This window comes from Lachnospiraceae bacterium JLR.KK008 (assembly GCA_037015955.1).
In the GTDB taxonomy this organism is placed as follows: domain Bacteria; phylum Bacillota; class Clostridia; order Lachnospirales; family Lachnospiraceae; genus VSOB01.
Window position 1 is genome coordinate 874,485 of the sequence record CP143548.1, and the last position, 12,820, is coordinate 887,304.

General features: G+C 47.9%; 11 protein-coding genes and 2 pseudogenes. 11 read left to right on the forward strand and 2 right to left on the reverse strand.

The annotated features are described in order from the left end of the window. Positions 1 to 7 precede the first annotated feature (7 nt). From V1224_04425 to V1224_04470, 10 genes and pseudogenes are all read left to right on the forward strand, one after another. On the forward strand, positions 8 to 472 hold the full coding sequence (locus V1224_04425) for a restriction endonuclease (GenBank protein ID WWR16689.1): 465 nt from the start codon (positions 8 to 10) through the stop codon (positions 470 to 472). 246 nt (positions 473 to 718) lie between these two features. Beyond that, positions 719 to 1,675 (forward strand): hypothetical protein, encoded by a 957-nt coding sequence (locus tag V1224_04430; protein ID WWR16690.1) that lies wholly within the window; start codon positions 719 to 721, stop codon positions 1,673 to 1,675. Between the two features lie 864 nt (positions 1,676 to 2,539). Beyond that, positions 2,540 to 2,836: pseudogene (locus tag V1224_04435) on the forward strand (ATP-binding cassette domain-containing protein). A gap of 219 nt (positions 2,837 to 3,055) precedes the next feature. After that, positions 3,056 to 4,588 carry a ParB/RepB/Spo0J family partition protein gene (locus V1224_04440; GenBank protein WWR16691.1) on the forward strand — a complete coding sequence of 511 codons (1,533 nt, stop codon included), beginning with the start codon at positions 3,056 to 3,058 and terminating at the stop codon, positions 4,586 to 4,588. Positions 4,589 to 4,908: 320 nt separating this feature from the next. Continuing rightward, on the forward strand, positions 4,909 to 5,250 hold the full coding sequence (locus V1224_04445; protein ID WWR16692.1) for a hypothetical protein: 342 nt from the start codon (positions 4,909 to 4,911) through the stop codon (positions 5,248 to 5,250). 1 nt (position 5,251) lies between these two features. Beyond that, positions 5,252 to 5,629: pseudogene (locus V1224_04450) on the forward strand (antirestriction protein ArdA). A 193-nt stretch (positions 5,630 to 5,822) separates the two neighbouring features. After that, the gene (gene istA / locus V1224_04455) at positions 5,823 to 7,379 is read left to right on the forward strand and encodes an IS21 family transposase (GenBank protein ID WWR16693.1); all 1,557 of its coding nucleotides are present in this window, start codon (positions 5,823 to 5,825) and stop codon (positions 7,377 to 7,379) included. Continuing rightward, on the forward strand, positions 7,376 to 8,143 hold the full coding sequence (locus tag V1224_04460) for an ATP-binding protein (protein ID WWR16694.1): 768 nt from the start codon (positions 7,376 to 7,378) through the stop codon (positions 8,141 to 8,143). The genes istA and V1224_04460 overlap by 4 nt, the downstream gene beginning before the upstream one ends. Before the next feature lie 286 nt (positions 8,144 to 8,429). Continuing rightward, a complete protein-coding gene (locus V1224_04465; GenBank protein ID WWR17422.1) occupies positions 8,430 to 9,026 on the forward strand; it encodes a hypothetical protein in 597 nt (198 codons plus the stop codon). Positions 9,027 to 9,070: 44 nt separating this feature from the next. Continuing rightward, positions 9,071 to 9,379 (forward strand): plasmid mobilization relaxosome protein MobC, encoded by a 309-nt coding sequence (locus tag V1224_04470; protein WWR17423.1) that lies wholly within the window; start codon positions 9,071 to 9,073, stop codon positions 9,377 to 9,379. 85 nt (positions 9,380 to 9,464) lie between these two features. Here the strand turns inward: V1224_04470 and V1224_04475 are convergent, their stop codons facing one another. Then, positions 9,465 to 10,601 carry a hypothetical protein gene (locus V1224_04475; GenBank protein ID WWR16695.1) on the reverse strand — a complete coding sequence of 379 codons (1,137 nt, stop codon included), beginning with the start codon at positions 10,599 to 10,601 and terminating at the stop codon, positions 9,465 to 9,467. A gap of 187 nt (positions 10,602 to 10,788) precedes the next feature. On the opposite strand from V1224_04475, the gene V1224_04480 reads away from it, so the two are divergent. Continuing rightward, entirely contained in the window at positions 10,789 to 12,135 is a 1,347-nt protein-coding gene (locus V1224_04480; protein WWR16696.1) for a relaxase/mobilization nuclease domain-containing protein, read from the forward strand. A gap of 186 nt (positions 12,136 to 12,321) precedes the next feature. Here V1224_04480 and V1224_04485 read toward each other — a convergent pair whose 3' ends face one another. Beyond that, positions 12,322 to 12,678, reverse strand: coding sequence for a helix-turn-helix domain-containing protein (locus tag V1224_04485; GenBank protein WWR16697.1), 357 nt, complete (start codon positions 12,676 to 12,678; stop codon positions 12,322 to 12,324). Between the last annotated feature and the right edge of the window lie 142 nt (positions 12,679 to 12,820).

Consider the following 12,820-nt stretch of genomic DNA (forward strand, 5'->3'; position numbering starts at 1 on the left):
AGATACTATGAAATATGAGATTGCAGTATGTACTAAAGAAGGAGATTCTACAACTTTTAAAGGCAATTTACTGGAAAAGCTTTCTAGAGAAATTCTTGAAGTACAACAATATAAAGTAACAGAGACTGTCCGGATTACCGGGATGGAAATAGATTTGCTTGCCAGACATAAAATTAGTAATTCTACAATTTTTGTTGAATGTAAAGCATGGGATGGTACTTTGCCGGCAGATGTAATTACAAAATTATTAGGGAATGTAGTTATGAAAAACGCTAATGGAGGATGGCTTATTACAACAGGAGCATTATCAAAAGATGCAAAGGGGGCACAAGAAGAATGGGAAAGGGAGGATAATGCAAGATATAATAACTTGACACTAATTCACCGTCAATTTTGCCCTAACTTAGCATTAGCGAACCGTACGCCCTACGAAGTTATGCGGGTTTCAGCGATTTTCACATGGGAAAAGTGAAAAAAGTTTGTGACATTAACTTGACATACGCGGGGTATGGGGCGCTTTGTGTGGAAAGGAGTTTATCAATTTGATTTTTTGTCAGATAAAGGATTTGCTTACCTTTTGTAGAATAGATGAGTAATTATATAATTTTAGAGTCAGGCGATACTTTACATTAAAAAGATGTGTGGTATTATTATATATAGATGGAAGACAATAAAAAAAGTATTTTATTGAAAGACGTGTATAAGAAAGAGAAGGCTAATGAGCGCAGTATTAAAAAGTGCATTAGATGATTATTATAAAACGATAAAAGGCGAGAGGGCTAATTATCAGGCTTGTTATAAGAGTTTTTTGGAGTATTGTAATCAAGAATTAAAGTTGTATTCACTTGCTGACCTATCAGCAAATCTTACAAAGATAGATGTTGAACAGGCATGCAAATATTATTTTGAAACAAGCAAAAGGGCAACATCTATTGAAGCGATTCAGAGATTTTTAACGGCGATAGATCAATTTTCCAGCTATGCCAAGGAACGGGAAATAGAGTGGAGATATTTGAAGGAAGGTTGCAGAAATAAGCAGATAGTGCATGATATATGTTTAAGCTTAAATAATGAATTAAGTCAAAAAATATATTTACCATTTGATGAAGAGGAAAAAGTTAAAATTGTAAAAGAGCAGATAGAGCTTTTAAATAAAAACAACTTTTATCAATTTGGACAATCGGTTATTTATCGTTTTCTTGTTACTTATGGATTTAAAGAAAAAATTATTATTAATATGAAGACAGAAGAGTTTAATGAGAAAGAGGGACAGTTATTGGTCGGTTGCGATGAGGAACAAAGGATATATGTAAAGCTAGAAAAAGATATATGGGATGATTTAATAAAATATTGTGGAATACATAAATATCCTGATAGGATATATTTGTTTACAAAAAGCAATGGCGAACAATTAACGCCTGATAGCATTTTTCATACTTTAAAGAAAAAAATGAAAGAATTGGATATTCATAATTTTACACCTACCACCGTTGCTTTGCAAGGAGTTGCAAATTTGATTGAAAAAGGGTTGACTTTACAGGAAATAAGAATCCTTACAGGATTTGAAACACAAAAGATAGAAGATGTTTCAAAATATTTATTGATAGATAAAGAAATTGAAAATGTGATTAATGAAAAACTGCAAAAAAAGCGGAGATTCGAGAAAATTAATTGAATACCCAATCAGGTTTGGTATAAATGCAATGCTCATAAGAAAATGAACGGGGAACAGATCTTTTTGGTTAGATTTTCAAAATATGCAAAAAATGGAAGCGGAGGCATATAAAGCACGCAGATGTATATTTGAATTACATGGAAAACGGGTAAATCCGTATCATATAATAGAAAGCAGAGAATATTCAGAATGTATTATTTTGCAGGAAAAATCAGTAAAGAAGATTTAAATAGTATTTTCAAAAAATATGGTATTGCATGATGGGCCAGGTTTGATGTTGCAAGAAAGAACTTGACACTAATTCACCGTCAATTTCATCCAAACTTAGCATTAGCGAACCATACGCCCCACGAAGTTATGCGCCTTTCAGCGATTTTAATTACAAAATATCTATTAAATAAATATTGACACTGGAAAAGTTATGAGTTAATATAGGTTCATATTTTAAAGAAAAGGTAGATATGCTATATGTTGGCGGTATCTGTAATGACAAAGAACAACTAAATTTAATAAAGAGGGTAAGCACGAGGGATAGTGTTTTATTTGTGGTACCCTTTTCAGCATTATTGAATGCTGGTTGTTTCTGCCTTACAGAATACTGCATACACTGGGAATTATTGTCTTGTTTTGAGGAATGAGAAAAAGGGAAAGTATGACTGTAGAGGTCATACTTTTTTTGTTTTAGACCAACTATGAAATGGAGTGCAAATTTTAAGACATTGCGGGTATCCTTTCATGGAAAGCCTTGTTTTACTACGTCAATTTGAGACATATGGATTCGTGGTTTCAGTCTATTTATGATAGGCAGAAACCACGTTTTTTTGTGTCTTGAACTAAAATATATTTCATTTGGAGGATTTAAACATGAAAATGATACGGACAGAAAATATAACGAAAAAGTATAAACGGTATAAGAAGCAGGAGGGAGTGACAGGAAGCATTAAGGGTCTGTTCCATAGAGAATATGAAGAAAAAATTGCGGTAGATGCCTTTAACATGGATGTGGATGAGGGTGAGTTTATAGGATTGATTGGACCGAATGGAGCGGGTAAAACTACCTTAGTGAAGATACTGACTGGTATTATTGCGCCAACAGGCGGCGAAATTCAGGTCATGGGATTTTATCCTAATAAGCTGGAGAAGGCATTTAAGCATCAATATGAATGTCTCCTATTAGGAACGCTGTAATATCAAGGCTTTTCGGAGCCTACACCCACAAAAAAATATAATCAGAGCTATCACATTACGCAAAAAGCCGTCCGGCAAGAAAAAACGGGCGGCTTTTTTGCGTGGATAGCCGGGAAGGAGGCGAAAAAATAGTAACAAAGTTTTAGCACAAGATTTGTGCAACATTCACGAAATTAAAAAAGGAGGTAACGAATGGCAGACGAAAAACTGAACACCACCCCGGCAGAAAATCCCCAGCCCAGCCTGTTTGATACGGGCCCGGCGGAGATTCCTGCCCCGGAGGTCAAGCCCACCGAGCAGACTGCCCCGGAGCCCCCGGCCCCGGAGAAAAAGGACGCGCCCGAGCAGGCCGCCGGGGAACCGCCCGCGCAGGAGGCCCCGGCTGGGGCTCCCGGCGATGTGGTGGTATCCGCTGACCAGATCGAAAAGCTCATGGCGGAGAAACGGGCGGCGGAACGTGCGGAGGTGGAAAAGAACGAACCGCCCGAGCCGGAACAGCCGCCTGCTCCCGGCCCGTCTGAAAAGCCCGGCAAGGAGACGAAAGCCGCCAGGGGTAAGGCCGCCAAAGAAAAAGCGCCCGCCCCGGAGGAACAGCCCAAGGGCAGGCGTGGCCGCAAGCCCAAGGAAGAAAAAGCGGGGCCCGGCACTCCGGGAGGGACGGGGGCCCGCAGGGGCCGCCCACCCAAGGATGGCAAGGCGGCCCCCGACAAGCCCCCGTCCCCACCTCGAGACAAAATGTCCCAAAGCAAGGGGACAAAAGGGGCAAAGGCCGCCACGGTAAAGGAGGAGGCTCCCGCCGCTCCCCCGCCTGCGCCGGAACAGCCGCCCGAGCCCCGTGACGCGACCCGCGCCGAAAAGGAGGAGATTGTCTATCTCAACCTTTCGGAGCTGTTCCCGTTCAAAGACCATCCCTTTGGTGTCCGTGACGATGCGGAAATGAAAGGTCTGGTGGAGTCCGTCAAGGACAACGGCGTACACCAGCCCGCGCTGGTGCGTCCCCGTGAGGGCGGCGGCTATGAAATCATCGCGGGCCACCGCCGCCAGCGGGCCAGTGAGCTGGCCGGGTTTGCAAATATGCCCTGTATCGTCCGCAACATGACGGACGATGAGGCAGTCCTGGCGATGACGGATGACAACCTGCGCCACCGGGAAAAGATTTTGCCGATGGAAAAGGCGCAGTCGCTGAAAATGCAGGTGGAGGCCATCAGCCACCAGGGGACGCGGCTGGAGGGCGTGGCCGCCGGGGACGTTGGCAAACGCTCCACGGAAATCGTGGGGGAACGCAACGGCATGAATTACAAGCAGGTGCAGCGGTATATCCGGCTGACCGAGCTTGTGCCGGAGCTCCAGTCTATGGTGAACGAGAAAAAGCTGTCCTTTACCCCCGCCGTGGAGATCTCGTTCATCAAGCCCAAAAACCAGAGGTTTATCGCCGTTTCCATTGAGGGCGAGCAGTCCTCCCCCTCGCTGTCCCAGGCCCAGGAGCTCCGCAAGCTGGATAAGGACGGGAAACTGAACGGCGATGTGATTGACGGCATTTTGAGCCGTGAGAAAAAGGAGGTAGACAAAGTGATTATTTCCGCCGCAGAGCTGGGGAAGTATTTTGGCAAAGATGCCACGCCCCGGGAAATGAAAGACCAGATTATGTCCCTGCTGGACGCATGGAAAGAGAAACAGCCCCCGGAGCGCACCGCCCCGGAGAAAAAGACCGACCGCGAGAAGTAAGCCTTGAGACATTTTGTCCCAAGGCTTTTCTTTTTCCCCGGCCCCATCCCCGCGCCTTGCATGGCGTTCTTTTAGAGAGGGGCTCTGGTGGTAATATCCCCCGTCGCCGCCTACTACTGAGCACAGCCGGGAGTGGGCAGTCAAGGGTGCGTAGCACCGCCGCCTGCGGCGGCCTGCCCTTGACGGCCCGCCCCGGCTGTGCCACCCCTCCCGGCGCGGCGGGGGATATATCCTCCAGAGCCGCCCCCTTTCCCATGAATGGGAAAGGGCGGGGGGATTGGGTTGAACGACAACTATTAAAATATCGGAGGTAAACGACTATGAAACGACCCCTTGCGTACATCACCGCCGCATGGTACGGCGGCGACAGCGAAAACGCGGAGCTGGCCGCGCAGTATTGCCGGGCGGTTTACGATGCGGGCTTTGCCCCTATCTGCCCGGCGCTTTTCCTGCCCCTGTTCCTCAATGACGCGGTTCCCGAGGAGCACAAGAGCAGCATCGACATTGGCCGCGACCTGCTCCGGCGTTCCCGGGTGCTGGTGGTCTGCGGGCACACCGTCACCGAGTCCATGAAGAACGACATCGCCGTGGCCCAGCGGCTGGGCATCACCGCCACCACGCTGGAGGGCATCCTGACCGTCAAGGGCCAGGGCCGCCGCTGACGTGGCCGCGTTGTTCGAGGCGTACATCGCCAACCTGGGGAAATACAACGAAGGCGAGCTGGTAGGGAAAACGCTGACATTCCCCACCAGCCCCCAGGAGGTGCAGGCGCTTTTGAAAGACATCGGCGTGGACGGCATACGGTATGAGGAATTTTTCATCACCAGCTTTGACGGCGATGTGCTGGGGCTCTATGACCACCTGGGCGAATATGAAAATCTGGACGAGCTGAACCACCTGGCCTGCCTGCTCTCGGAGCTCCCCCAAAGTGAGCTTGAAAAATTCGAGGCGGCCCTCCATATCGGGGCGCATACCTCCAGCGTGGAGGACATTATCAACCTGGCCCAAAGTCTGGACAGTTTTGAATTTTACCCGGATATTGTGAATATTATCCTCCTTGGGAGCCACCAGTTTCCCGCTTGAGAGCCATCCGGAATGGATATTTTCCACCTTCAGAGCCACCACAACATATTGTGCTGCCATGTATATTTGATTTTATTATGGATCTCCTTATAGTTATTTCTGGAGAACTGCAAATGCAGTATCACCAAATAATCTATAAGGAGGTCTTTTTATGTTTAAGAAGACAAAAGTCAGAAGCATTCTCGAACTTCTGGGAAAAAATCTAAGCGCAAGGGAGGTATCAAAAGTTTTAGGTGTATCCAGAAACACCGTCGCCGAAGTTCAGGCATTGTTTTTACAGTCAGGCAGATCGTGGGATGATATTTCTGAATGGGATGACGACAGACTCTATGGACTGTTTTATCCGGATAAGTTTAAATATAAGCCCAGATATGCACCGGTTGATTATTCTTACGTCCATAAGGAATTAAAGAAGACAGGCGTCACAGAGAAGCTCCTTTGGGAAGAATACTGTGCCAGATGTGAGAAAGACGGGGCACGTGCATGTTCTTATATAACATTTGCTAAAAATTATAAGAAATTTACGGCAGATAAAAACTATACGAGCCACATAGAACACAAACCCGGATTAGAGATTGAAGTTGACTGGTCCGGCCCTGCAATGAGCTATACGGAGCCGGATACCGGGGAACGTATAACAGCATACCTGTTTGTTGCAACTATGCCCTACAGCCAGATAAGCTATGTGGAAGCCGCAGCCAGTATGGATGAAAAAGCATGGCTTTCCTGTCATGTAAACATGTTCCGGTTTTTTGGCGGGACACCGGTAAAAGTTGTCTGTGATAACTTAAAAACCGGAGTGACCTCACATCCTAAAAGAGGTGAGATCATACTAAATGAGGCGTATCTTTCGCTTGGCGAGTATTATTCCGTAGCTATCATGCCAACAGGCGTCAAAAAGCCAAAGCAGAAAGCAAGTGTGGAAGGGAGTGTGGGTAAGATTGCCACGGCTGTTATCGCAAAACTCAGAAATGATACCTTCCCATCATTAGCCGCATTAAATGCCGGAATCCGAAAAGCGGTAAAAGAATTCAATGACAAGCCTTTCCAGAAGCGCCCCGGAAGCCGCCGGAGCATCTTTGAAACGGAAGAAAAACCATACTTGAGAGCCCTGCCGCTTATTCCCTATGAAGTCTGTGAATGGTCTTATGGGCATAAAGTCGGCAGCAACTCTCATATATGGTGGAACAAAGGTCAGTATTCCGTTCCATACAGGTATATCGGATACAAGGTGGATATCAAATTTAACAGCCATCTTGTATTTATCTATTATAACAGAACAGAGATAGCAAAGCATCCGATACTTTCCAAACATATGACAAACGGTATGCGGACAGAGCAAGCCCATCTTCCTTTGCCGCTCAAAAAAAATCTGTCAGTGGAAGATCTCTGTGACAAAGCAAGGGAAACAGGCCCCAAAACATTTGAGGTAATCCGCAGGATGTTTGACGAGGCAAAAGTGAAAGAACAACCCATGCAGACAGCAAGAGCCATACTTTCCATAGCGGATATCTATACACCGGAAGTCCTTGAAAAAGCATGTGATAAAGCGCTCAGGCAATACCATATGCCTTATTATAAGACTATATATTCCCATGCCAGGAGCATAAACAGTGCAAAAGAACTCACAGAGTTCAAGGAAAACAATCAGAAATTCGGAATTGTCAGAGGCGCAGATTATTACAAAAAAAGGAGAGACGACAAATGAACATTGAAATAAAAAAGAGTTTATCGGTATTAGAATTAAGCGACCTTGCAAGAATCATAGAAATGCAGGAAAAAGATATAAAACTTGTGGATCTAAGCTACGAAAAGCGTTTGGAACTGCTTCTGGAAACACTGATACAGGAACGGGAGAACAGGCTCATAAACAGACTGATCAGGAATGCTTACTTTAAATATCCTAGCGCAAGCTTGGAATCATTGGATTACGATTCCAGACAGATAAAAAAGTCCACGATCCTGAATCTGGCCACAATGGGATTTGTTTCCAATGCAACAAATCTTGTCATCACAGGACCGACCGGCGCTGGAAAGACTTACCTTGCATGCGCCCTTGGCGTGGAAGCGTGCAGACAAACTTACAGGGTTTTGTATATCAGGATGCCTGACCTGATGCGTAACTTTGAGAATCAGAACGACAACCTCAGGGAGCTTACAAAATACAGGAAAAGGATCGGCAACTATCAGATCCTTATCCTTGATGAGTGGCTTAATTACAAAATTTCCGAAAAAGACGCCAAGAACCTCTATGAGCTGTTTGAACAGCGCAGCGGGAATCATTCCACCGTCTTTGTCGGACAGTATCCTGTCGATGAATGGCATGGCAGGCTCGGCGGCGGAACGCAGGCAGATTCCATCATGGACAGGATTATCCATAATGCCTATGAAATCCCTACAAATGAAACAAACCTGAGAAAGCTGTATGATTCAAAGAAACTGAAAAAGCTTGTTGACGAAATAGAATCATGATCGTCTGAATAAGCTATACATGTTATTGCCTCTGTTGTATTTTGAAGCAACAGAGGCAGTACTACTATATCTTGTGTCCGGGGTGGCTCTCAAGGTGGAAACTTCCAGGTGGCTCTCAAGCGGGAAACTGGTGGCTCCCAAGGAGGATAATATTCAGTGAGCATTTAGGGCTATAAAAAGCCGCTGTTTGCAAGGCTTTCCGGGGGCGTTTTCGGGGTAGGCCGTACTTTTACACGTCCTGCCCCGATTTCCCCAAATAGTGCTAACATTTCGAGAGGAGGCTACAATGGACAAAAATCAAGGCTATGCAATCTTAAAGGCCGTCATGCTGGAAAATGGCCGGGGCTTTGCGCTGGGGGAGCACCCCACCGCTCCGTCCCCCTTTGTGACATGGGCCTGCTATGATGACGAACACGGCATACGGCAGTATGAGTGGGGGCACTATGGCAGTGACCGGGCCGCGCTGGAGCAGGACTTGCTGGAACGGGTGGAAAGCTACCAGGAGCAGTTTTCCGTCAAGGTGGCGCAGGTGGAGGCCCCCGGCCTTTACAAGTATTATTCCACCCAGCGGCCCGTGGACATCGGCACGTTCCCCAAGCCTGCGGGCAACGCGCCGGATGAGATCGTCAACTACGATAAGCGCATACCCGTGGAGGGCGGCGCGTTCATGGCGTGGGGGCATCTGACCTACACAAAACCGCTGACCGAAAAGCAGGCGGCGGACTATGAGCTCCGGCCCGCCCCGGAGGTTTCCGGCCTGCTGCGTGAGGGCGGCAGGCCCCGCCCGATTGCCGAACAAATGAAAGAGGCCCAAAAACTGGCCGGGGAACGGCAGGCCCCCTCTGCGCCCAAACGGGACGCGCCCGACCGGGGCGGCAGGTAGCCGTGGCCGGGAAAAAGCGCCGCCGCCCCATCCATCTTCATGTGATGGTGTCCGAGGCGGAGCAGGCGCTTATCCAGGAACGCATGGCCCAGGCGGGCATCCGCAACATGGGGGCCTATATGCGCCGGATGGCCCTGTGCGGCTATGTGCTCCAGGTTGACCTTGCTCCCGTCCGGGAGCTGGTATCCCTCCAGCGGCGGTGCTCAAACAACCTCAATCAAGTGGCTATCCATGCCAACACCTACGGGGGCATCTACCCCGAGGAAATCAAGGCTCTGCAACGGGACTACTCCGACCTGTGGGGCCCTCTGTCTGATTTGCTGAAACAGCTCTCCGCGCTGGTGGAGCTGTGACTTGCTGGGGAGCGGTGTCGTGCCGCTCCCCGGCTTTTTGTACTTCGGGACATTTTGTCCCAAAGGTATGTAAGATATATATTTGTCAGTTGTCAGATGGCAACCGCAAATCAATGTCTAAATAGTCTTTAATCATTTTGTATAGGTTAATTAACTGGACTTCGAGTTTTGCCTTATAATCATCGTAGGACATATTAAATTGACTTTCAACAAGACCACAAAACGGAAGTGAAAGATCAATTTTTTCTTCATTTATAAGAGAAACACCGTTTTTATCCGTTAGGCCAAAATGCATCATACAATTTCTGAAATTTGTTTTCCTAAGATTATCGGCATTGGTAAAATCAATATTGCGGAGCATATTAGTTAATTTTGCATCATTTACGGCACTTGAATTTTCAAGGCAAAATTTCATTAAGCCGTCCAATCGCAATAACGCATAATGATAAGTGATGTATTCAAACCTAACCAAAAGTCCAGTTTCACGGATAATTGCTACCTTTAGCGCGTACAAAATGAAACCAATACTTGACAGGACGTGTAATAAAAACAGCCTTATCGTTTTATACTTTGCGTCTCTCGCACCGATACATCGGTTTGTATTAAAGTCTTGATTAAATAAGATGATATTTTGAGGAATAACATCAGAAACCACAAAATCGCTTATGCAACTAAGGGCAGAAGATATGCTCCCAATTATTCTCCCCATGTCATAGGCAAATGCTTTGACTTCTTCTCCATCAATATTTTCCCCGCTCATCGTATCGTGAGGTTTGCTTATTGCTTTCTCATCTTGAAAAACATAATAAGCATAATGTGAGTTGCTAACAATATTTCCTTGCTTGTCATAAAAAATGCCAAGATTATCATGCACATTCCAAGAACCTAATTGTGGGTAGCGCATGAGGTTAATAAAATAGTCATTTTGTAGTTCGTCTACATTTTCCACGCTTTGTAACAGCTTATTGATACTTAAATCAAAAAACTTTGCTTTTTGCCGGATTTGCTTTATTGAATATCGGCTGGAAGAGGTCAGCTCAATTTGTTGTCCTTGCTTACTTAAGTAGTCCAGTACCTCGTAGCAAAACAGTGCTGTGTATGGTGTAAGTTGTATTTGGATTTCGGGTTTAAGTTGTGTTGCAATTTTTTTCAGCAAGTCAAAATCCCGTTTTATTATCAGCAATTCAGCCATCTGAATGGCAGAGTCAAGTTGTATTCCCACCTATATGTCCTCCTTACAAGATTTATTTTATAATACCGCTAAAATATCGTAAGTGCAATCCAATTCAAGGAAAATGAAATACTTTGGGACATTTTGTCCCAAAGTCCCACCGAGAGGAGGTGCTACCACGGCCACAACTTACATCCGGCCTTACAAGCAGGCGGCGGGATCGAGCGCCGTCCAGACGATGGAGGAGCGTTTTGCCTACGGGCTCAACCCGCAAAAGCTGGGGGCCGTTTCCTCCCACCTGTGCGACCCGGCCACAGCCGCCGCTGAGTTCCTGCTGGTGAAAAGCCAATACCAGGCGGCCACAGCCCGGCCCGTGGAGCGCGGGGCGCTGTTCTTCCAGGTGCGGCAGGCGTTCCCGCCCGGCGAGGTGACGGCGGAGGATGCCAACAAAATCGGCTATGAAACGGCGATGCGCTGGACAAAAGGCAAGTACCAGTTTTTCGTCTGTACCCATACCGACAAGGGCCACATCCACAATCACATTTACTACAATTCCACGGCCTTTGACTGCTCCCGGAAATTCCATAATTTCATCGGCTCCAGCTTTGCCCTCCGGCGGCTGTCTGACCGGGTATGTCTGGAGCATGATTTGTCCGTGATACAAAACCCCAGCCAGCACAGCAAGGGCCGCTTTCTGCATTATGGCCAGTGGATAGGCGACAAGCCGCCGTCTGCAAAACAGCGGGTGCGGCTGGCAATCATCGCTGCCCTTGAAAAAAAGCCCGCCGACTTTGCCGCGTTCCTCCGGCTCATGGAGGAGTCCGGCTTTGCCGTCAAGTGTGGACGGGGCGGCGTGGTGTCGTTTCTTGCTCCGGGGAATGACAAGTACACCCGGCTCCGGGCATCCACTCTTGGCCCCGGCTTTGACTCCCAGGACATCCGGGCGGTGATTGCCGGGGAGCGGCCCCTCCCGGAGCTCCCCAAGGACGCGCCGCCCCCGCCCCGGAGGGTGAGCCTTATCATAGACATTCAACAGCGCATGGCCGAAGGCAAAGGCCCCGCCTATGAACGGTGGGCCAAGGTCTACAACCTAAAGCAAATGGCCGCCGCGCTCCAGTTCCTGCAAGAAAACAATCTGACCGATTATGACGCGCTGGCGGCAAAGACCACGGCGGCGGTTGACCGGGCCCACGCGCTGGCCGGGGAGATCCAATCCACCGAGGCCGCCCTCTCCAAAACGTCCGAGCTTATGGGGGCCGTGGTGGACTACGCCAAGGCCCGGCCCGTGTTCGATGGCTACAAGGCGGCCCGGTATTCTAAAAAATACCTGGCGGAGCATGAGGCGGAGCTTGCCACCTACCGGACGGCCCGCGCCGCTATGAACGAATTGTTAGGCGGCGAAAAGCTCCCTAAAATGGACGCGCTGAAAAAACAGCGGCGGGAGCTGGCGGAAAAGAAAAAGGCCCTCTATGCCGAGTATCGGCAGGCCCAGCGGGATATGCGGGAGGCCGTGGCGGTCAAGGCCAACATCGACCATCTGCTCGGACTGACGGACGGGCGGGACGATAAGGAACAGACGCGATAGCGGCGGTGACGCAGCCAATCTCTTTGGGACATTTTGTCCCAAAGAGCCGGGTTTGGGGAGGCTCCCCAACAAGCATTTTTGCGGGCCAACGGCCCAGCAAAAATTTCGGAGTGTGGCCACACCCGAATTGCTTGCCGTTTGTGCGCTCCCCTATACATGGCACGAAAAAACGGAGGTCGCGTTTCCTTACGTTCCCTCCGTTTCCCTGGCTTTTTTGATACCCTCTGCGGCTCCCTCAATAATGATTAGCTCCTTTTCGTCCATACCGTTTAACAGACGATCAATGTGTTTCCGGCGCTCATTCCCGCCGCCCAGCTTGTCCGGGTAGAAAAATTCATCCACGGAAATATCCAAAAGGGTGACGAGCTTGTAAAAGGCGTTGAGGCTGGTGTGCTGGCCCCGGTTTTCAATATACATGATGGAGCGCGGGGTGAGGTCTACAAGCTGGGCCAGGTGCTCCTGCGTCCAGCCCTTTGCTTTTCGTCTGCGCTTGATTTCTGCACCCAGGGCGCGGCAGTCCAGACGTTCTTCATATTGGTACATTCTTATATCACCCCCACATTATTTTACATTTCGGTGGCAGATATGAGAACGAAACATAATTTTATATTTTAGTAGTATTTTATTTCGCTTTTTGAGGGGGCGTTGACAAAAACCGCTTTATATGATAAACTTACCAAAATTA

Bases quoted from the DNA above. Each gene is read 5' to 3' on its own strand.
- V1224_04445 (WWR16692.1), top strand. From the start codon at position 4,909: ATGAAACGACCCCTTGCGTACATCACCGCCGCATGGTACGGCGGCGAC.
- V1224_04465 (WWR17422.1), top strand. From the start codon at position 8,430: ATGGACAAAAATCAAGGCTATGCAATCTTAAAGGCCGTCATGCTGGAA.
- V1224_04485 (WWR16697.1), bottom strand. From the start codon at position 12,678: ATGTACCAATATGAAGAACGTCTGGACTGCCGCGCCCTGGGTGCAGAA.
- istA (WWR16693.1), top strand. From the start codon at position 5,823: ATGTTTAAGAAGACAAAAGTCAGAAGCATTCTCGAACTTCTGGGAAAA.
- V1224_04430 (WWR16690.1), top strand. From the start codon at position 719: ATGAGCGCAGTATTAAAAAGTGCATTAGATGATTATTATAAAACGATA.
- V1224_04480 (WWR16696.1), top strand. From the start codon at position 10,789: ATGGAGGAGCGTTTTGCCTACGGGCTCAACCCGCAAAAGCTGGGGGCC.
- V1224_04460 (WWR16694.1), top strand. From the start codon at position 7,376: ATGAACATTGAAATAAAAAAGAGTTTATCGGTATTAGAATTAAGCGAC.
- V1224_04470 (WWR17423.1), top strand. From the start codon at position 9,071: ATGGTGTCCGAGGCGGAGCAGGCGCTTATCCAGGAACGCATGGCCCAG.
- V1224_04425 (WWR16689.1), top strand. From the start codon at position 8: ATGAAATATGAGATTGCAGTATGTACTAAAGAAGGAGATTCTACAACT.
- V1224_04440 (WWR16691.1), top strand. From the start codon at position 3,056: ATGGCAGACGAAAAACTGAACACCACCCCGGCAGAAAATCCCCAGCCC.